Annotated in this window: 14 protein-coding genes; 5 read left to right on the top strand and 9 right to left on the bottom strand. The window is 47.1% G+C overall.

Going from position 1 to position 19,239, the window contains the following annotated elements; all coding sequences use genetic code 11:
- Position 1: 1 nt before the first annotated feature.
- The 8 genes from ACFS25_RS05805 to lepA form a co-directional block, all read right to left on the bottom strand.
- The gene (locus ACFS25_RS05805; RefSeq protein ID WP_381497504.1) at positions 2-622 is read right to left on the bottom strand and encodes a c-type cytochrome; all 621 of its coding nucleotides are present in this window, start codon (positions 620-622) and stop codon (positions 2-4) included.
- 49 nt (positions 623-671) lie between these two features.
- The gene (locus tag ACFS25_RS05810) at positions 672-2,318 is read right to left on the bottom strand and encodes a hypothetical protein (protein ID WP_381497506.1); all 1,647 of its coding nucleotides are present in this window, start codon (positions 2,316-2,318) and stop codon (positions 672-674) included.
- A 12-nt stretch (positions 2,319-2,330) separates the two neighbouring features.
- The gene (locus tag ACFS25_RS05815; RefSeq protein ID WP_381497508.1) at positions 2,331-3,683 is read right to left on the bottom strand and encodes a DoxX family protein; all 1,353 of its coding nucleotides are present in this window, start codon (positions 3,681-3,683) and stop codon (positions 2,331-2,333) included.
- A 134-nt stretch (positions 3,684-3,817) separates the two neighbouring features.
- Positions 3,818-4,705: a cyanophycinase gene (locus ACFS25_RS05820; RefSeq protein WP_381497510.1), complete on the bottom strand. Its 888-nt coding sequence runs from the start codon at positions 4,703-4,705 to the stop codon at positions 3,818-3,820.
- Between the two features lie 59 nt (positions 4,706-4,764).
- Positions 4,765-6,108, bottom strand: coding sequence for a RagB/SusD family nutrient uptake outer membrane protein (locus ACFS25_RS05825; protein ID WP_381497512.1), 1,344 nt, complete (start codon positions 6,106-6,108; stop codon positions 4,765-4,767).
- A 146-nt stretch (positions 6,109-6,254) separates the two neighbouring features.
- Positions 6,255-9,254: a SusC/RagA family TonB-linked outer membrane protein gene (locus ACFS25_RS05830; protein ID WP_381497514.1), complete on the bottom strand. Its 3,000-nt coding sequence runs from the start codon at positions 9,252-9,254 to the stop codon at positions 6,255-6,257.
- 142 nt (positions 9,255-9,396) lie between these two features.
- Positions 9,397-9,675, bottom strand: coding sequence for a hypothetical protein (locus ACFS25_RS05835; protein ID WP_381497516.1), 279 nt, complete (start codon positions 9,673-9,675; stop codon positions 9,397-9,399).
- A gap of 839 nt (positions 9,676-10,514) precedes the next feature.
- A complete protein-coding gene (lepA, locus tag ACFS25_RS05840) occupies positions 10,515-12,302 on the bottom strand; it encodes a translation elongation factor 4 (RefSeq protein ID WP_381497518.1) in 1,788 nt (595 codons plus the stop codon).
- A gap of 547 nt (positions 12,303-12,849) precedes the next feature.
- On the opposite strand from lepA, the gene ACFS25_RS05845 reads away from it, so the two are divergent.
- From ACFS25_RS05845 to ACFS25_RS05860, 4 genes are all read left to right on the top strand, one after another.
- Positions 12,850-13,323: an Lrp/AsnC ligand binding domain-containing protein gene (locus tag ACFS25_RS05845; protein WP_381497520.1), complete on the top strand. Its 474-nt coding sequence runs from the start codon at positions 12,850-12,852 to the stop codon at positions 13,321-13,323.
- Positions 13,324-13,447: 124 nt separating this feature from the next.
- Positions 13,448-13,987: an ATP-dependent protease subunit HslV gene (gene hslV / locus ACFS25_RS05850; RefSeq protein WP_381497522.1), complete on the top strand. Its 540-nt coding sequence runs from the start codon at positions 13,448-13,450 to the stop codon at positions 13,985-13,987.
- Positions 13,988-14,061: 74 nt separating this feature from the next.
- Complete coding sequence (locus ACFS25_RS05855) at positions 14,062-15,537, top strand: sensor histidine kinase (RefSeq protein WP_381497524.1); 1,476 nt, start codon at positions 14,062-14,064, stop codon at positions 15,535-15,537.
- Positions 15,494-15,958: a response regulator gene (locus tag ACFS25_RS05860; RefSeq protein WP_381497526.1), complete on the top strand. Its 465-nt coding sequence runs from the start codon at positions 15,494-15,496 to the stop codon at positions 15,956-15,958. The genes ACFS25_RS05855 and ACFS25_RS05860 overlap by 44 nt, the downstream gene beginning before the upstream one ends.
- Before the next feature lie 81 nt (positions 15,959-16,039).
- Here ACFS25_RS05860 and dacB read toward each other — a convergent pair whose 3' ends face one another.
- Positions 16,040-17,584 carry a D-alanyl-D-alanine carboxypeptidase/D-alanyl-D-alanine endopeptidase gene (gene dacB, locus ACFS25_RS05865; RefSeq protein WP_381497528.1) on the bottom strand — a complete coding sequence of 515 codons (1,545 nt, stop codon included), beginning with the start codon at positions 17,582-17,584 and terminating at the stop codon, positions 16,040-16,042.
- A gap of 134 nt (positions 17,585-17,718) precedes the next feature.
- On the opposite strand from dacB, the gene ACFS25_RS05870 reads away from it, so the two are divergent.
- Complete coding sequence (locus tag ACFS25_RS05870) at positions 17,719-19,149, top strand: MBL fold metallo-hydrolase RNA specificity domain-containing protein (protein WP_381497531.1); 1,431 nt, start codon at positions 17,719-17,721, stop codon at positions 19,147-19,149.
- Positions 19,150-19,239 lie beyond the last annotated feature (90 nt).

Consider the following 19,239-nt stretch of genomic DNA (forward strand, 5'->3'; position numbering starts at 1 on the left):
ATTACTTTATTTCCGGTCCTCCTTTCCGGTCGTCAGACACGAATAGTTTTTGCGCGGGCATTACCACTTTGGGTAGTGTTTTGGCATCAATAAATGTTTTTTCGTCAATGATGCCGTTGGCGTTCAGCAAATAGGCCGTCAGATGGTAGACTTCTTCATTGGTGAGTGAACCTGGCTCGCTGAATGGCATAGCCCGACGGATATAATCGAAAACGGTGGTCGCATAGGGCCAGTAGTTACCGATTATTTTTTCGGGACGTTTCTTTGTAGCACTGATCGAACTGACCAGCGAGCCGCTCGGCCCGCCCACGCCACCAACTCCATGACAGGCCGCACATTTTACGGCAAAAATCATTTTTCCTGTAGCTGGCTTTCCCTCACCGGCTGGCAGTCCTTTGCCGTCGGGCCGAACGTCGATGTCTAACCGGGTGATTTCTGCTTGACTGGCTAAACGGCCAAAGCCAAAGCTGGCAGGCCACGGTAACGTATCAATTTGAGCCACCAACTCGGTTTTCGAACTGGTTAATCTGAAACTCCCTTTTCCGTTCGCCTGAAAACAGCTATCAAAGATTACCAATACTAGCGCACCAATCAGATAAACGCTATACCCGTAGTTCTTCATTCGTTTGTAATTGCTTCGTTGACTTACTCTTACCACCTGACAGGAACGTTTAGTATGTCCCAGCGTTTAATGTACTCTTTGAGAGGGCGTAATCGCGCTCTACGCGGTCCAGTACGACATAAATTGATTCTTTGTTCTCGTTGATGCCTGTCAGCACAACATGCGCTCCGTCTGTCGTTTGGTAGTTCAGAATCATGCGGTTACGTTTCCCATCTTCCAGACGGGCTTCTGACTTAATACCCTTGTTGCGCCGGGTCGTGCGGGCAATAGACTCGATTTTTGACTCTTCGGGACCGATATTGGCTAGCGCAGTGGCCGGAATCCAGTTGTCCACCGCCTTAGTCGGGTTATCGTTGCGATTCGACTTTTTCTTTTCCTGCTTGTTGGCAGAAGTACCATCGGTTTCTCCGCCTTCTCTTCTACCATCAGACGGGCGGTATTTATCCTGCAAATACAAGACGTGATTTATTGAGTCCACGTCGTAATAAAACACCCGCTGACCACCGGCTACCCCCGTCAGTTCGAAGGTTCGGTTGATGTCGCGCATGGGTGAACCGCCCCCGTTGGAGAGGTCCAGGGGCACCGCACGGTTCACTTTAAATGTCAGCGTCGACCAGTTTTCAAAGGTCGCTTCCTGCCACCGAACCGAATCCACTGGCGAATAGGGGATTACTTTATTATTCAGCCGAAACTCCGTTACGTTATAATTGCCTCGAAGCTCCCGAACACCTTTCTGAGCGGGCTGTTTGTACGGATCGTACCGAAAGTTGAGGTACTGAATCCAGAATAAGAGCACCAGAAACACACCAATAGTCGCGGTTTTCAGACTAATACGAGTTGCTTGTTGCCAACCCGTCAGCGACGGATAGTAATGAACCGGAATCGTAACCTGCTGGTGAATCAGGAGGGTATACAAATCCCGGATATAGTACACCAATAAAAAACCCGCCAGCACAACGAAGTACGAGCTGTACCCATGCACCCCGCCATCGTAGGAAAGGTTGACATAAACAATATCGGCCAGTGCTCCAAACAGCAGCACCGATCCCCAGAAAGTAGTTGCCCGGAAAAACAGCAGGGCACCTGCCAACACCTCAACTACACCGGCAAATACTTCATACCAGGGGGCAATGCCGATATAAAGCCAGTAAATTTTCTGGGCGGTAAGATCTCCAAAACTGGTGTTCAGCAGCCCCAGCGACGGGTAAGGCAACTGCGTGGGCAGAAGTTTAGTAAAACCAAAGCCAATGATACCAATGCCCGCCCGGTAGCGAACGACAACCCGGAGCCAGTAATATAAAAGATTGTAGTTTTTTGGTTCTGGTTTACGCCAACGAGAAACGGCAGTCCAGATCAGGCCAATTGCCGTGGCAACAAGCAAAATAAACACCCACTCGCCATACCCCATCCACGATGGCCACCACGTTACGCGACCAAGAATAGTTGGCTGAAAGCGGGCCACATCATACAGATCGCGGTAGTGCAAATGCAGCCAATCGAGTGAGAACAGGTTTTTATACCAGCCTATATTGGTCGGTATCGAGAAAATAATAAAGAAGACGAACGCAATCCGAAACGCGATCTTCTGCCCGGTTGTCCAGGGCTTAGGCGTTGTGCTTTCGGCTTGAACAGGCGCGATTTTTGGCGCGATTCTTTCCCGTTCATAAACAGGTAAACTTGTTTGGGTAGTAGACATGGCGGAAAGCGGTTAAAGTTTTAGCGTGCCCCGACGACCTGCTTTCGCAGCTTCGTTCAGCAGGTATTTTTTATCGAGTTTATGGATTACGGCATAGATAGAATCCCGGTTTTCATTTAATCCGGTCAGGGTGATTTGATTCTTGCCTGCTTGCTCGTAGTGGAGTGTCAGCGTTTCATTTGGATAGTTCGGATTTCGGTTTTTCAGTCTCAATACATGCCTGACCGAATCAATCTGATAGCTATAATAATGGCGACCCGCCGAGCCTGCCTGCTCGTAGGTACGGGCCATATCGTCGGCTTGAATCTGCTCAGTATTCGACCGGTCGAGGACAATTGGTCGATTTGACTTTATGCTGATCGTGTTCCAGGTTTCGAATACTACATCCTGCCAGCGTACGGAGTCTGTTTGGGAATAGGGGAGCGTTACTCCTGCCAGCTTGAATTCCTGTACATCATACACGCCAGCCGCTCCAGCTATGCCCCGTGTTTTCGGAAACTGGTAAGAACCCGCTTTGTAGGCTGCGTATGTTTTGTAGCCGTAAAGAAATACAGCGAAGAAAATGAAGCCACTTTTGAGAACCAGGCGACCGTAACGCTGCCACGATTCTGTCAAAACTGGATTAAACCGATTGGGTATGGTTCGTTGCTCAAGGGAAACCAAACGGAATAGTCGAATGGCATCGAAGGAAAACAAAAATAACGCGAACGTAATCAGGAGGAAACTATACACAGACTCGCCACCTTCGTAGGCCAGATTGGACATGAACACGTTTCCCAGAAACGGAATGATAATCAAGGTGCCAATGGTGGCTGTCTTTCGATTGAGCAGCAACAAGCCGCCGAGAATTTCAACTAAACCCAAAAAGGATTCGTAAGAAGGGACAATCCCCAAGCTGAGCGAGAATAATTTCCAACTTGTAAAATCACCGTAGGGTGTGTTGAGGTTGCTGATTGACGGGAGGGGTGCCTGTAACGGAAATAATTTGATAAAGCCATAAGCGATGACGGCAATTGCCAATCGATATCGCACGACAACCCGGAGCCAGTAATACAAGTCAGCATAATCAGTTCGTTTCTGATTGCGGAATGTCCAGAGAATCGTACCAGCCAAGGCGATGAGTGCTACTACTAGCCAGTTGGCAAATGTGTCATTTGAGCCAAAAAAATGAGGAGCGTACCGTGATAAATTGAATAGGTCGCGGTAGTAAAAAGCGCCCCAATTAATCGTAAACAGGTCACGATAGAAATGCCAATCGAGCGGTACGGCCTGAATAAGGAAGTAGATAAATATGAAGCGAAACGCTATTTTTTCGGTCCTTGTCCAGGCAGGAGCTAGTTGATCATTGCTGGTGTTTGGCATCATCTATAAAATTTTGAATTTGTAATTATCTCTATAGAATAAATAGGAAATACAAATAAAAGATAGACCTATTTACGATAGAGGAAAAGCACCTTTGCCAGCTAAAGGATAGTGGCAAAGGTGCCGTTTACGCTTGTTTACTTAGCGGGTTCATTGACCCGTTGGGGCTGTTGATTAATTACTTTTCGGGCTTGCAGATCAAACTTCTGTCCTTTTCCAAGAAAATAGAATGGCCCGCCACTGCTGTTTTGCCCGGACGGATATTTCGTACTATTGGCAATTTGCCCCGCTTCATAGATTCCCACATACGAGTTGCCGATTACATCGAACGTATTTTGCTGCACCACAATGGCCGTGCCTTCGTCAATGGCAATACCGAGTAATTCGGGACGGGTTTTAATAACCTCAATGAGGTCAAATTGACGATTCCGACGCAGAAAGTGCTGATCGATTGTCACGTTATGAATAAAATCAAACCCTTGTGTATGGTCGCCAATCATGATCGAATTGCCCTTAGTATCGCCCCGCACCATGAAGGAACCTATAATTGTGGCTCCTGCCGATGTTCCACCGATAACGCCACCCCGACTTAATACGGCATTAAATTCTTTGTGAGCCAACGTATTCAAGTACGAATCAGCCAACCGCCAATGACGCCCGCCAACAAACCAAACCCCCGTTGCTTTGCGCAATGGAGCCACAAACGATTCCTGATTAGCCACCTTCGGGTCGCGGGTGTGCAGAATGGTAATATTTTTAACGCCGAGGCTGAGTAACTTTTCCTTCTCGCGGGGAGCACTGTTGGCCGATGAGTCTTCTCCCGCTGTTGGAATAATCACAATGTTAGCGTTGGCAGGTCCACCGGCCAAGTCAATAAATCGGGTCCAGAGCTCTGGCCCCATAGCACCCCCGCCCACAATAACCAATGAGCCTTTTTCGGGCCCTACGGTTTGGGAAGTCTGCGCGTTGGTTAACCCCGCAAGCAGTGTTAAAGAGAGGAACAGGAAAACGAATTGCTTTTTCATATTCAGTCGTTTGATTTTCAGGCAGCCGGAGCATTATTACTCGACTGGACGAAGTTAAATTAATACCCTTGATTTTGTGTCAATGCTTTATCCGCTAAGATTTCGCTGTTGGGAATTGGCAGAACAAATTTACTCGCATCGGTGATACCCAGTACCGGTGCCACTCGACCCGTACGAACCAGATTGAACCAGCGATCGGCTTCAAATGGGAACTCAACTTGCCGCTCGGTTTCAATGGCTAACAGCAGAGCATCTTTGGTCGCTGCCTGTGAAGCGGATACACCAGACCGATCACGAATGGCGTTTAGGTCGGCAAGAGCGGTATATAGTTTGCCAAGCCGGGCGCGGGCTTCAGCCCGAATCAAATACAGTTCGGCGATACGAATAATGTAAGCCGGATCGGTGCCAAGCGGAGTACGACAGTATAATTTACCATACCACAAATTGCCCGGCGGACTTGTTTGAGCAATCAATTCTTTGCGATTGCCGCCCACATTGGGATCGTTAAGTAACGCTACCAGTTTGTCTGTAGGTGCCCATTCCCGTCGACCACTAAGAGCTGGCGGCAACCACCAGTTATAATGACCATTTTTGAAGGAATTGGTGTACGCAATCTCAAAAACCGACTCCGTTGTGGCCGTAGCATTACCAGCAAAAAATGCACTGTAGGGCTTCGCCAGTTTATAGCTAGCTGCATCATCAATAAGCTTACTGGCGTAGGTTTCTGCCTGGTCCCATTCTTGCCGGTATAAGTGATAGCGCGCCCGCAATGCCCAGACTGTCTTCCGGGTAACCTTGTTGCGGTTGGTGGTCGTGCCCAGCAGTGGTTCAGCAGCGGTCAAGTCTTTTAGCACCTGCTCATACGTTTCATCCACACTACTGCGAATGATTCCTGTATTGTCGGATGGCGTATGCGTCGCCTTCAAAACCAGTTGTACGCCACCCCAACTACGAACCAAATCAAAATACGACAATGCCCGCAATGTGTATGCTTCGCCCTGAATCTGTTTTTTCCGGTCTACAGTCAATTGAGGATCAACCAGAGTAGGTACGGTTTCAAGCAAATAGTTTGCCTGTAAAATGGTGCTGTATATGGCACTCCAGGCCGAGCCAACGTAACTGTTTGTCGCCGTGAGCTTACGGGCTGTTATCTCCTGAGGAGCCGATTGCGAACCGGTCCACTGTACATCGCCACCCGATAGATACGATAAAGCCGGGAAATTTGAGCCATAATAGTTGTCATTCCCCAACCGATTATATAATCCATTGACAGCAGCCTCGGCTGTGCTGGCGTTGGTAATCGCCTGGGTTTGGTCTACTTGTAATTCGGGCTGCACGTTTAAAAATTGCTGGCAGCCGGTAAGCAGGAGAACGAAGAAAAATAAACTTAAATGCTTTTTCATGATGGATGATTCTTGTGAACAGAATGTCAGATTCAGACTGTCAAGTGTTCCTGTATGAGCTTGTTAGGGTCAGATGTTTATAGAGCAAATGATTGCTATACATATGTGGCCTCAACCTAACTATCTGATTTGACCAATTAGTCAAATCAGATAGTTAGGTTGAGGCCAAACTGAGCGGTTCGGGGCTGTGGGGGCGTACCCAGGTCATAGCCTTGCGTAGTTGGATCAGCTGTAACGTTCACCTCCGGGTCTGGCCCCTGATAGTTACTCAACAACCATAGATTCGAGCCACTGTAATACACCCGTGCCGACGAAATGCCCACCCGACGAAGTACCGATTTGGGTATGGTATACCCGAATACGAGCGAGTTCAGACGGAGGAATGACCCATCTTCCACAAAGCGGCTAATTGGACTCAGGTTGTAATTATTACCCAAAGTCGTGACGCGTGGCACATCGGTAATGTCGCCTTCTTTCTGCCAGCGCGTCAGTTGGTTTTTGTTGATGGCTCGACGGTCATCCCGCGTGCCACCCGACTCGTGAAAAAACCGGTTGCTGTTAAATATTTTGCTGCCGGAACTGAAGTTGAAGAACACCGACAAGTCAAAGCCCTTATACGAGAAAGTATTGTTCAAACCACCGAAAAACTTGGGTAACGCACTACCATAGAACTGCTTATCGGCCACCGTAATCTTACCGTCTTTATTAACATCTTCGTAAACCGCGTCGCCTGTTTTTGGATCGACGTAAAGCTGTTTATACACGAAGAAGGAATGAAATGAATACCCCTGTGCCATCCGTTCGGCTGCGTAGTTGGCATCGACCGGAAGGGGAAGTTTCTCAATCCGGTTAACGTTTTTGGCGATGTTGAAGCTTGTATTCCATTGGAAACCACCTTTGCTGATGTTCAGTGAATTGATGGCAAATTCAAGTCCTCGGTTGCTAATTTCGCCATCGTTCCGGTAGATGCTGGCAAAGCCCGAACTTTGCGCCAATGGCACCTGAAGCAGTAGATCGTAGGTGTATTTTGAATAGGCATTAATTTCCAGACCGATACGGTTGTTAAGAAAGCCTACGTTTAACCCTACGTTGGTTTGCCGGGTGGTTTCCCATTTCAGGTTGGGGTTAGCTAATTGCACGGGTACCGTACCCGGATTGTCCTGATAATTATAGCCACCGTCCCAGAGTCCGCGCGATGCGTAGTTGCCAATACCATTCTGGTTGCCTGTCAAGCCGATGCTGGCTCGTACTTTCAACTCACTCAGAAAATTAACATCCCGCAGAAAATTTTCCTGCTTAAGCTGCCAGGCTACCCCTGCCGATGGGAAATACCCCCAACGATGGCCATCGGCGAATTTCGACGAGGCATCGGCCCGAAGGCTGGTTTCAAAAAAGTATTTCTTCGCAAAATTGTAATCGACCCGCCCAAAAAAGGAGACCAGAGTGTATTGGTTACGGTTCGAGGATGATGTGGTTACCGAGGCTGAGGCAATTTGTTTGAAGGCGTCGGAGGGGAAGTTTGTGCCCTGCGCTAATGTCTGCGTCGATACATTGCCCTGCACCGTATTTCCTACCAATGCTCCAAAACTATGACGTGTGCCAAACGTCTGACGATAGGATAAAGTCTGTTCGTTAATCCAGATTATATTTTTACTTACACTCGACGTGGCCAGTCCTTTGCTCGCGCTGCCTCGGTTGGTCAGCGTATTCCAGTATTCATATTCATTGTAGTCGTTGTAATCAATACTCCAACTACTACGGAATTTAAGGCCGCTAATGATGTCATATTCACCGTAAACATTACCGATGTAACGGGTACTGGTCGAATGCATATCAGTGTTGTTGATGAGCACATCCAAATTGTCGAAACCTGCCCACTTTGCGTAAGTTCCGTCGGTGTTAAACTTGGGTAAATAGGTGGGTGTATGCAAAGCTGCTTGCAAAATGCCGCCCTGTGGCCCATCGCCAACACGGGCATTTGTCCGGTTTGACTGCGATAAAATATTGCTCGTACCAATACGAATTTTATCGGTGATGTCCTGATCCAGATTGATTTTGAAACTTGCCCGGGCGAAGTCGTTGGTGCGTAGCGTAGCTTGCTGGCTTGTGTAACCACCCCCAATGTAGAACCGGGTTTGCTTCGTACCACCCGATACCGCTACATCGTAGTTTCGCAGCGCACCCGTCCGGAAAATATCGCTTAATCGATCATACGTAGGTTGTTCTTCCGGGAGGCCACGACCACCTTCCGAAACGGGTCGGAAAGGCCGCGTTGCAGCCGGTTTACCATCGTTTAGCCAGGCTTCGTTGATGATTGTTGCATGTTCGGGGCCGGTTGCTAAATCCCATAGTTTTGGTGCCCATGCCTGCCCGACGGATGCGTTCAGGCTAACTTTTGTTTTACTGTTATACGCTCCTCGTTTGGTCGTAATCAATACTACACCATTCGCGGCCCGCGCTCCATAAATGGCGGTCGCTTCGGCATCTTTCAAAATCGAAATTGACTCAATATCGGCGGGATTGATATCGGCTAATGGGTTATTCGATTGTCCCTGTGTCGTGATTTTTTGTAGCGACTGATTGTTCACGAATACCCCATCAACTACATACAGCGGATCATTGCTGGCATTGATGGAGGTTGTTCCCCGGATGCGAAAGAAAATACCGTCGCCGGGTACACCCGTGTTAGCCGCCACTTGTACCCCGGCAGCCCGACCCTGTAATTGCTGGTCGAAACTAGCCACCGGTCGGTTTTTGATTTCTTCGGCGTTGACCTGTGTTACAGAACCAACCAGATTTTTACGATCCTGGATGCCGTATCCGACTACAACCACTTCATTCAGTTGCGACGCGGATTCCTGTAAGGAGACATCAAGTGTAGTCTTTGAGCCTACCTTTACCTGAGCACTTTGGTAACCAATTGCAGAAATAATTAACTCGTCGCCCAAGCGGGCATTGAGGTCGTAATGACCATTCGCGTCTGTAGTTGCCCCCTTTGTTTGGGCTTTCAACACCACATTTGCGCCCGGCAGTGGTTCACCATTTTCGGTCCGAACGGTTCCCGATACGTGTGTTACAGGTGATTGTGCCAGCAACCATCCGCAAGAGAGTAGCCAGACTACTCCCGCAAATAAAACTTTTTGCATTACTTTGTCTTGGTTATGTGAAAAATGAGGCTTGTCAGAGCCTTTTTGTTAGCCAGTCGGAACGGTTGCCGCCGTTCCGACTTTTTTATGAGCGAATAAACCAGTTGCCGCTGGTTTACTCGCTGGTATTACTGAAATTTTACTACACTTCCCGTACACTCACCATGCCACGTACTGATTGTAGCCGCCGAGCCAGATTATAATGTGGTTTTTCTTGCCGCATCTGAACGATCAACAATCCATTTGCTTTCAGGCCATCGGCTTCGAAAGAAAGGCTACGGATTTCACAGGAACTATCCTGTAGCACAATAGCCGTAATATCGTTAACAAAATTTATGCGGTCGAACCCGGAAATCTGATACGTTACGTGTATAACGAATTCATGTATATCGGGTGGGGGAGAGGTTATCAATACGTGCATAATCAAAATTTGGGAAGAACAATTAGCTGTTAACTATTTATTCTATTGGCTTTGTAGGATAATTGGGTATTTCTCTGGAATTCACTTCATCTGTTACAGTTACCTAACAATGATGAGCGGGATCAACATACTAAACTCTGTTAAGCTTATACCAGATCAGGAGGCTGAGCGAAGGAGAGATTAACCACAACAACAGCGGTACCGAGTCGTTCGGCACATAGCCCCATCTCCCGAAAGAGACGTTGGCCTTACATATAGAGACGCCGATTGTTGTGAAGTGCTCATGCCAATACTGATGGGTAAATGACTACTATCCCTGTTGATTAATAGGCAAAGGTGAATAAGCGATTTTGTTTTTCCAAAGAAAATGTAAAAAAATGATTATCAGTCAATTACCTATTAGTCTATCGAGAAATACTGTTATTACGAGAAAGATATAAGTCTATTTACTTAGAAAAAGAACGAATAAGAGGCAATGAACTAGACGTAAGTTTTAGAGTTTGAGCTTCTTAAGTTACTAGCGTTACATTAGCATTGTAAGTAGTACAGGGAGTATTCCGACGAGGAGTAAAGAGCAACCTACGACTATTTCCTAGTTGTTCCAGCCGATTAATTTAAATGAGTATCAAACCAATTTACAAACGTTGCAACGTCGGTTGTTTCATATTTTCCACTCAAGACCGGTTCCTTTCTTTATGCGTAATTCACACGGCATTTTACCGGCTTTATTCTGGCATTAATAGTTGGATCGCTGAAGTTGGATGATCCGGTCAGCTTTTAAATCGCTTCTATTTATGGCTTACAAAAAAAACCAGTCCCGAAACGGACTGGTTTTTCAGTTAATTAATTTTCAAGACCGCCATAAATGCTTCCTGTGGTATCTCGACGTTACCAACTTGCCGCATTCGTTTCTTCCCTTTTTTCTGCTTTTCAAGTAGCTTACGTTTCCGGGAAATATCACCGCCATAACACTTGGCCAATACGTCTTTTCGGAGGGCACTCAAGGTTTCTCTAGCAATAATTTTCTGGCCAATGGCAGCCTGAATGGCAATTTCAAACTGTTGCCGGGGTATCAACTCGCGAAGCTTTTCACAAAGTTTTTTGCCCCACTCATACGCTTTGTCGCGGTGAACAATAGCGGAAAGGGCATCTACTGGTTCGCCGTTGAGCATGACATCTAATTTCACCATGTTGGACTCGCGGTTATCAATGAACTCGTAATCCAGGGAAGCATACCCGCGCGAAATGGTTTTGAGTTTATCGAAGAAATCAAACACGACTTCGGCCAGTGGCATCTCAAACTGCAATTCCACACGGTCTTGCGTCAGGTATACCTGATTCTTGAGCAGACTCCGTTTGTCCATGCACAGACCTATTATAGCCCCGACGTAATCGGCTTTGGTGATGATCTGCGCCTTAATAAACGGTTCTTCGATCCAGTCAATCAAGTTAGGATCCGGCATTTCAGCGGGAGCTGACACTTGTAGGTTTACGCCCTTAGTAGTCATTACCTCAAACCGAACTGAAGGCACTGTCGTGATTACAGTCATGTCGAATTCGCGTTCGAGTCGCTCCTGCACAATCTCCATGTGCAGCATACCGAGGAAGCCACAGCGGAAGCCGAAACCCAGAGCCGCCGATGTTTCAGGCTCCCAAACAAGGGCCGCGTCGTTGAGCTGGAGTTTCTCCATCGCATCGCGCAACTCCTCAAATTCGCTGGTTTCAACGGGATAAATACCCGCAAATACCATCGGCTTTACCTCCGAAAAACCCTGAATGGCTAGTTTCGCCGGACGGTTGAGTTGGGTTATTGTATCACCAACTTTAACTTCTTTGGCTACTTTGATACCCGAAATCAGATACCCTACATCGCCACATTCAATCACATCTTTCGGTACCTGCACTAAGCCCAGTGTACCTACTTCATCGGCAGTATATTCCTTGCCGGTGTTCATGAATTTAACTTTATCACCTTTACCGATACGACCGTTCTTAACCCGGAATATAACCTCAATTCCCCGGTACGAGTTGTAATGGGAATCAAAAATAAGGGCCTGTAGCTCGCCATCTGGATCACCCTGGGGTGCCGGAATCCGCTCGACAATAGCCGCCAGGATTTCGGGTACGCCGATGCCTTCCTTCCCACTGGCCGGAATGATATCGTCGCGTTCGCAACCAATCAGGTCCACCATTTCGTCTTTCACTTCTTCGGGCATGGCTCCCGGCAAATCAATCTTATTCAAAACCGGAATAATGACCAGGTCATTATTCATGGCCAGATATAAATTCGAAATCGTCTGGGCTTCAATTCCCTGCGCGGCATCTACCAGAAGCAGAACACCCTCGCAAGCAGCAATTGACCGCGATACTTCGTAAGAAAAATCAACGTGGCCCGGTGTGTCGATCAAATTAAGCGTGTAGACATCACCCTTATACGTATAATTCATCTGGATGGCGTGGCTCTTGATCGTGATGCCGCGCTCACGTTCCAGATCCATGTCATCCAGCAATTGGGCCTGCATGTCGCGGCTGCCAACAGTTTTGGTAAATTCTAATAATCGATCGGCCAGTGTGCTTTTGCCGTGGTCAATATGGGCGATAATGCAAAAATTACGGATATGTTTCACGTTGGAATATCGGATCGTCGCTACGACGGAGGAGTCTTTAGTAGTAAACGGCAAAAATAGGCAAAAAAGTCCGCGTTTGAGTTAGATGCGAATCGTGTAAAAAAAACAAACGCCGGACTCATCAGGGAGCCGGCGTGTTTAATTACACTTCATCAACAAACTAAAAATCAATAGAAACGTGCAACCTGCCAAAGCAGTACACGGTAATCTAGTGCTGTAGGAGGGGGACTCGAACCACCCACGGTGCAGTTAGCCACAGTACAACTCTGGTGGTCAACCCCAGTCGCCCTTGCGGGCGGCATTATGCTGCGTTTATTCTTTATCACCACCCCCGAGACAGGAGGGCACGTCTGCCAATTTCGACATCCTACAGTGTGAGAAAAAAATATCAAGAAGACCAGCGTGTGACCCCGCTTGATCAACTTAATAAGACAAAGGTAGTCTACATAGGTAATTCATTGCAAATTTTATATAAAAAAATCTAAAAATTTATAATTTATTCAAAAGCGAGCTATTTTTGTTAGCACTCATCAAAAATAGCTTTAAAATGATCGAGAAAAATTTAGAAATTGATAATACTGATCTGAAAATATTAAGTTTACTGATGCAGGACGCTAATATGGCCTATACTGAAATTGGCAAACGTATTTTTGTATCAGGCGGTACGGTTCATGTTCGGATGAACAAATTGAAGCAGATGGGTATTGTACGTGGGTCGCAGTTAGTTATAGATCATGCGAAACTCGGTTGGGATATCAGTGCTTTTCTGGGTATCTATCTGGATAAGAGTTCATTGTACGAAGAGGTCTCTAAACAATTGGAGAAAATACCTGAAGTTGTCAATGTTCATTACACAACGGGGGTCTACAGTATTTTTGCCAAAATCGTTTGCCGCGATACTCAGCACTTGCGCGAGGTATTGCACGATAAGATTCAGAAAGTGAGTGGTATACAGCGCACCGAAACGATTATTTCGCTAGAAGAAAGTGTTAACCGCCCTATTCCATTTTCGGAAAGTTAACGTACCCATTGCTGTTACGTAAGACCCTGGTCTAACCCGCCGGGCTACCGGATTGGTATAACAGGGCAAAGCACGAACTACAAACCGCCGTTATCACGTTATACTACCCAATAACTCAAAATTCATGCAACCCAAAATTCATGCAACTACGGTAGTTGGCATTCGGCACAACGGTCACGTGTCGCTCGGTGCTGACGGCCAAGCCACAATGGGCGATACCATTGCCAAGAGTAATGTTCGTAAAGTCCGCGTTCTGATGGGTGGCAAAGTGCTGGCGGGTTTTGCCGGTTCCACCGCCGATGCCTTTACACTTATTGAACGTTTTGAAGAAAAACTAAATGCCTACGGTGGCAACCTCAAACGGGCGGCTATTGAACTGGCGAAAGACTGGCGCACCGACCGCTACCTGCGCAAACTTGAAGCGATGTTGATTGTAGCGTCCAAAGAAGACCTGCTTCTCGTATCGGGCACAGGCGATGTAATTGAACCTGATCAGGATGTGGCGGCTATTGGTTCGGGTGGTATGTATGCACAGTCGGCGGCTTTAGCCCTGAAAAAACATGCGTCTGCCCTGTCGGCTGAAGAGATGGTCCGTGAAAGTCTGCATATTGCGGCTGATGTATGTATATACACGAACCATAATTTAGTCGTTGAAACGTTGTAAGAAGAAACGGTATCAAGAATAGGCGACGCCTACGTTCGTTTTCTATCTTTGTTGCGAATTGCCTGTTTAGCGTTATGAAAAGATTACCCTCCATTGGCCTCTCCCTAATGAACCGGCGCATTGCACTGGGGTTCATTGTGGCTGTAGTGCTGATTGCGTCGGGTTTTGCCATATCGTTTTATAGCTACACCCAATACGGCGAAGATGTGCAACGGGTTAGGCGTACGTATGAAGTAACGGGGGCGCTCGAAAATATACTGTCATCGGTCAAGGATGTTGAAACCGGCGCACGAGGCTACGTTATCACAAATGATACAATGTATCTGGCGCCCTACCGAATGGCTCTCCGGCGGCTGCCGGGTGAGATTGAACAACTGCGACTAATTACTACTGATAATAAAGTACAGATTCAGCGTCGGGTTCTTCTGGAGCAACTCATTAAAGACAAAATAGCTGCAACCCAGGTACGTATTGGCATTAGACCATTCGACAAAAGGAGTCTGGCGGTCAGTGCCGAAGGTAAACACCGAATGGACCTTCTGCGAACGCATGTAGCCCTTATGGTCGATACGGAGCGAACGTTCATGGAAATTAGAAACCGGCAGGCCGACCGTTCGTTTCGTAATACACTCGTTATCATCTGCGCCCTGTCATTGCTGACATTTATAACGCTGGCTATTTCATACCGGCTGCTGCATCAGGAACTGGCCCACCGGCAGGAGACCGAAGATCAGCTTCTTGCTTTTGATTCTCAACTAAGGGAACAGATTCGGCAGTTGGAAGCTTCCAACGAAGAACTTGAGCGGTTTGCTTTCGTTGCCAGCCACGATTTACAGGAGCCTCTGCGGAAGATTCAGTCATTTTCCAATTTGATCACTGATCGGTATGTTAATCTGTTCGATGAAGACAGTATGCTGTTTATGGGCAAAATATCGAACTCAGCCGAGCGAATGTCCAAACTCATCAAAGACTTGCTGAATTTTTCCCGTATTTCCAGTCATCGGGAAGATTTCAGATCTGTGTCATTGAACGAAATTGTTCAGTGTATTCTGGACGATCAGGAACTACGGATTAAGGGGCTGGATGTGCGCGTTGACGTAAGTGGGTTGCCCGTTATTGAGGGTATTTCCAGTCAGATGAACCATTTGTTCAGTAATCTAATTTCCAACGCGCTAAAATTTATCCGGCCCGATGTGCAGCCGTTGCTTCGTATTCAGGCAAAGGCAATTGATGGTGAAGCTTATGCGGACTTGATTTCTGGAAGACCCTACGTTGAAATCACCATTGAGGATAATGGGATTGGGTTTGAGGAGAAATACTTAGACCACATCTTTAAAGTTTTTCAACGCTTACACGGCAAGAGTACTTTTGAAGGAACCGGTATTGGACTGGCTGTTTGTAAGCGTGTCGTTATGTATCACCACGGGTACATAACGGCCCGCAGTAAGCCCAATGAGGGCACTATATTTATCGTTGTTTTACCCGAAAGTCAATCACTACAATATTATGACCGACCAACTTCAGAAGCCTATTCATATCCTGCTAGTTGACGACGATGAAGACGACCGTTATCTGACCCGAGAGGCATTTTATCAGCATTACCCGTTAAGTCGAATTTCGTTTGCGGAAGATGGTGAAGACCTGTTGGATTTCCTGCGGTATGAAGGAAGGTACGTGGGAGCGGATCATACGTTGCCTGAATTGATTTTGCTGGACCTGAATATGCCCCGCAAAGATGGGCGTGAAGCCCTGCGTGAGATAAAAGCAAATGAAGATTTTCGCCATATTCCAATTGTGGTGCTGACAACCTCAGATGCAAAAGATGACATTGAAACGTCTTACTTTAACGGAGCTAATAGCTTCATTACCAAGCCACCAACGTTTCAACGGCTCAGCGAAGTTACAAAAGCGATTGGCCAATATTGGTTCAACGTTGTCACTGTTTGTGAGCACGAAGAAGGAGATAAATAGGTAGCTGGCTTTGCTTAAGTTGCCTGTGCTGACATAAAATGTATTTGCTGCCGTATATGAAGCATCTTTCCATTTGCTAATTTATTTACCAGCTAATCCAACCAAGCCGACAAAAATCTTTTCTAATTCATTCGTTACAGCGCGGTTCTGGCCGGGGGTAAATTTATTGACCAGTACGCAGAAACTCATTCGCTCTCCGTCTATAGCCGTAAAATAACCAGCGTAGGCCCGAACCCCTTCAATAGAGCCACTTTTAGCCCTGATATTACCTGCTGCGGCTGTGCCACGGGCCAGACTCCGCACCGTTCCGGATTGCCCGACCACCGGAATGGTTTCGTAGAACTGCGGAAACGTTTTTTCGCGGCCCATTACACTCAAAATCCCGGTCATATTGTCGGCGGTAAGGGCCCCTACAGTCGATAGGCCGCTTCCATCCCGAATTCGAAAACCATCAATGGCCACCCCTTTATTTTTCCAGAATGTAGTCAATGCTTCTACGCTGGCATCTGTTGACCGGACGGTTTTATTCAGCGTCAGGGCCGTTGTTCGCAGTAGTGCTTCAGCATAAAGATTAATACTTTGGAAATTCGTTTGCTGCACCAATTCTGTCAGTAATGGCGATTTATGCTGATTAAGAGTTGTGCGCTTCCCCACTGATGCAATGGTTGTTGGCAGGCCACCACCCAAGGATATAGGTGGACTACTGATTGTTATGTTGTCCTGAATAAGTTGGTTCTGAAGCGCATAGGCCGCAAAAAAGGCTGGGTCAGGCAGGGAACCTTTCACGCTAAACTCATTGGCTGGTTCACCGAGCGGTACTTTCCCCGTTAGCCACTGCTGGTTCATAAACGGGGCTCCATAGATGTTCACCTGATCGCCGGTATTGGCTGCGTCGGTTGTAACAGTATTTCGAAAGCTCAAATAAGGCAGTGATGGATCGGTGCGTAATACACTGGCTGGTGCGCTAACCGACTTGCCTGGCCGGAAAAACACGCGGAATAGATTTTCATTGATCGTCAACGCACTCAGACTGGCTCCATAATAATTGCCTAAATCACCGAACGGCCAGGTAGAAGGGGTAGTCAAATCGTCGTACAGGCTGGCATCGCCAACAACTATGCCCTGTATTCGACGAATACCCGCAGCCTGAATAGCCTCCGACCAACTTTTAAGAAGAGCCGGTAAATCGTAGTAAGTCGGGAATCGCCAGCTACCCAGTGAGGGGTCCCCGGTGCCCCGAATATACAGATTCCCCGTTAGTACACTGTCCTTTATGATGCCGTCATATTCGAGGGCGGTTGTGTATGTATAGTTGGGTCCCAATACAGCTAAGGCCGTTGCCGTGGTAATCAGTTTTAGTGTTGAGGCCGATGGCAAACTCAGACGGGCGTTATAGCCAATAAATTCTTCGCCATCGCGCACGCGCCGAACCGACAGGGCAACGGTGCCAAACTGGACCGCCGAACTCGCCTGAAATGTTTCTATCTGCCTTATAAGATGCTGAATAGTCAGTGAATCAGCCGGTTGCTGGATTTGAGAAAGGGCCGGTGCGGGACCGTAAGAACTTAGTAAACAGACCAGAAAGAAAATAGATGTATAGACCGGAAAACAGGTAATAAAGCGCATCTAGGAACAGTTAGGCGATTCGAAGGGTATTTCGTACTTTTGCAAACTTACGAAATACGCGCCACCCAACTTGCTTTAAAACCACCCTTCTCAATAGATAGAATAAACGACACCGAATAGTTAAAGTTGTACGCATGAAATTATCATTTCTGGGGGCGGCCCGGCAGGTGACTGGCAGTATGTACCTGCTGGAACTGGAGGATGATTACCGCATCCTGGTTGACTGTGGGTCTGATATGGAACGGTCTAGTTCCAACGGGCAGACAGCCCCCGCCGTTACTCATCCGGGATTTTTCCCGTTTGAGGCTTCGAGTATAAATTTAGTGCTCCTGACCCATGCCCACATGGATCACTCGGGCAATCTGCCCAATTTGTTTCGTGAAGGATACGAAGGGCAGATTTTGTGTACAGAACCAACCTTTGCCCTGACTAACGTATTGCTCAAAGATGCCGCATCATTAAACCAGAAGCGCATCAATGAACTAAATACCAGTAAAAAACAACGGGTAAAAGATCGACAGTCGCAGATGCAGAAAGACTTGTTTTTAGACAGACAAGTTCGCGAAGCGATGGAAAATGTGGTGCCCATCAGCTTTAATCGAAAGTTTAAAGTTGCCGATGGCGTTGATGTAACGTTTATTCCGGCAGGACATTTGCTTGGTGCGGCTCACATTGTAATTAACGTGATGGAGAATGGTGAACGGAAAAGTATTTGTTTCTCGGGCGACCTTGGCCGCAAAAACTATCCTCTCCTAGTTGATCCAGCAACCGTGCCGACGGTCGATTACCTCATCTGTGAAAGCACTTACGGCAATCGTCTACATGAAGATCTGATGTCGCCCGAAGATGCATTGGCTGATATCATTCAACGGACGTGCATCGACATTCCGGGGCGGCTCATTATTCCATCCTTTAGTGTTGGCCGGACCCAAGCCCTGCTATATACCCTCAACCGGTTATATACTGAACGCGATTTTCCGCCAATCAAGGTTTTTTCAGATAGCCCGATGGGTTATGAAAGTACCAAGGTTTATCTGCAGCATGTCAAAATGCTGAATGGAGAAGCTAAAGAGTTCTACAAGGAAAACGAAGCCCTGTTTGATTTTCAGAATTTTCAGTTTCTGGAATCGTCGAAAGCCAGTAAGGCTGTTTCGAACTATGGCGAACCCTGTATTATTATTTCATCGTCGGGCATGGTGCAGGGCGGGCGAGTCGAATACCACGTTGCCGAGAATATCAGCAATCCATATGCGACCATCTTAATCATTGGCTACTGCGCCGAAGGAACGCTCGGCTGGCGGTTACTAAACGGGCAGCCGACTCTCAGCATCAAGGGCGAAGACCATCAGGTGTTGGCTAATGTTGAGAAGATTGACGTATTCAGTGGTCATGGTGACCGCAACGACCTTATTAGATTTGTAAGTATGCAATCGCCTGAAACGCTTAAGAATATTTTCCTGGTTCACGGCGAATATGAGAGCATGGAATCATTTAAAGCCACGCTGGCCGAAGAGGGTTATCCTCAGGTAATTATTCCAAAGAAAGGCGAGAGCTTCGACTTATAAATAACGACATCTAAATTATGCATTATGAATGATAAAGTATGAATGGTAACCAGCAGGATTCATTCAAATTTTATCACTCATAATGCATCA

The sequence above is a fragment of the Spirosoma flavum genome, assembly GCF_042686045.1.
Classification (GTDB): Bacteria; Bacteroidota; Bacteroidia; order Cytophagales; family Spirosomataceae; genus Spirosoma; species Spirosoma flavum.

Coding starts and splice junctions, on each gene's coding strand:
- ACFS25_RS05805 (WP_381497504.1), bottom strand. CDS start 622: ATGAAGAACTACGGGTATAGCGTTTATCTGATTGGTGCGCTAGTATTG.
- ACFS25_RS05810 (WP_381497506.1), bottom strand. CDS start 2,318: ATGTCTACTACCCAAACAAGTTTACCTGTTTATGAACGGGAAAGAATC.
- ACFS25_RS05815 (WP_381497508.1), bottom strand. CDS start 3,683: ATGATGCCAAACACCAGCAATGATCAACTAGCTCCTGCCTGGACAAGG.
- ACFS25_RS05820 (WP_381497510.1), bottom strand. CDS start 4,705: ATGAAAAAGCAATTCGTTTTCCTGTTCCTCTCTTTAACACTGCTTGCG.
- ACFS25_RS05825 (WP_381497512.1), bottom strand. CDS start 6,108: ATGAAAAAGCATTTAAGTTTATTTTTCTTCGTTCTCCTGCTTACCGGC.
- ACFS25_RS05830 (WP_381497514.1), bottom strand. CDS start 9,254: ATGCAAAAAGTTTTATTTGCGGGAGTAGTCTGGCTACTCTCTTGCGGA.
- ACFS25_RS05835 (WP_381497516.1), bottom strand. CDS start 9,675: ATGCACGTATTGATAACCTCTCCCCCACCCGATATACATGAATTCGTT.
- ACFS25_RS05845 (WP_381497520.1), top strand. CDS start 12,850: ATGATCGAGAAAAATTTAGAAATTGATAATACTGATCTGAAAATATTA.
- hslV (WP_381497522.1), top strand. CDS start 13,448: ATGCAACCCAAAATTCATGCAACTACGGTAGTTGGCATTCGGCACAAC.
- ACFS25_RS05855 (WP_381497524.1), top strand. CDS start 14,062: ATGAAAAGATTACCCTCCATTGGCCTCTCCCTAATGAACCGGCGCATT.
- ACFS25_RS05860 (WP_381497526.1), top strand. CDS start 15,494: ATGACCGACCAACTTCAGAAGCCTATTCATATCCTGCTAGTTGACGAC.
- dacB (WP_381497528.1), bottom strand. CDS start 17,584: ATGCGCTTTATTACCTGTTTTCCGGTCTATACATCTATTTTCTTTCTG.
- ACFS25_RS05870 (WP_381497531.1), top strand. CDS start 17,719: ATGAAATTATCATTTCTGGGGGCGGCCCGGCAGGTGACTGGCAGTATG.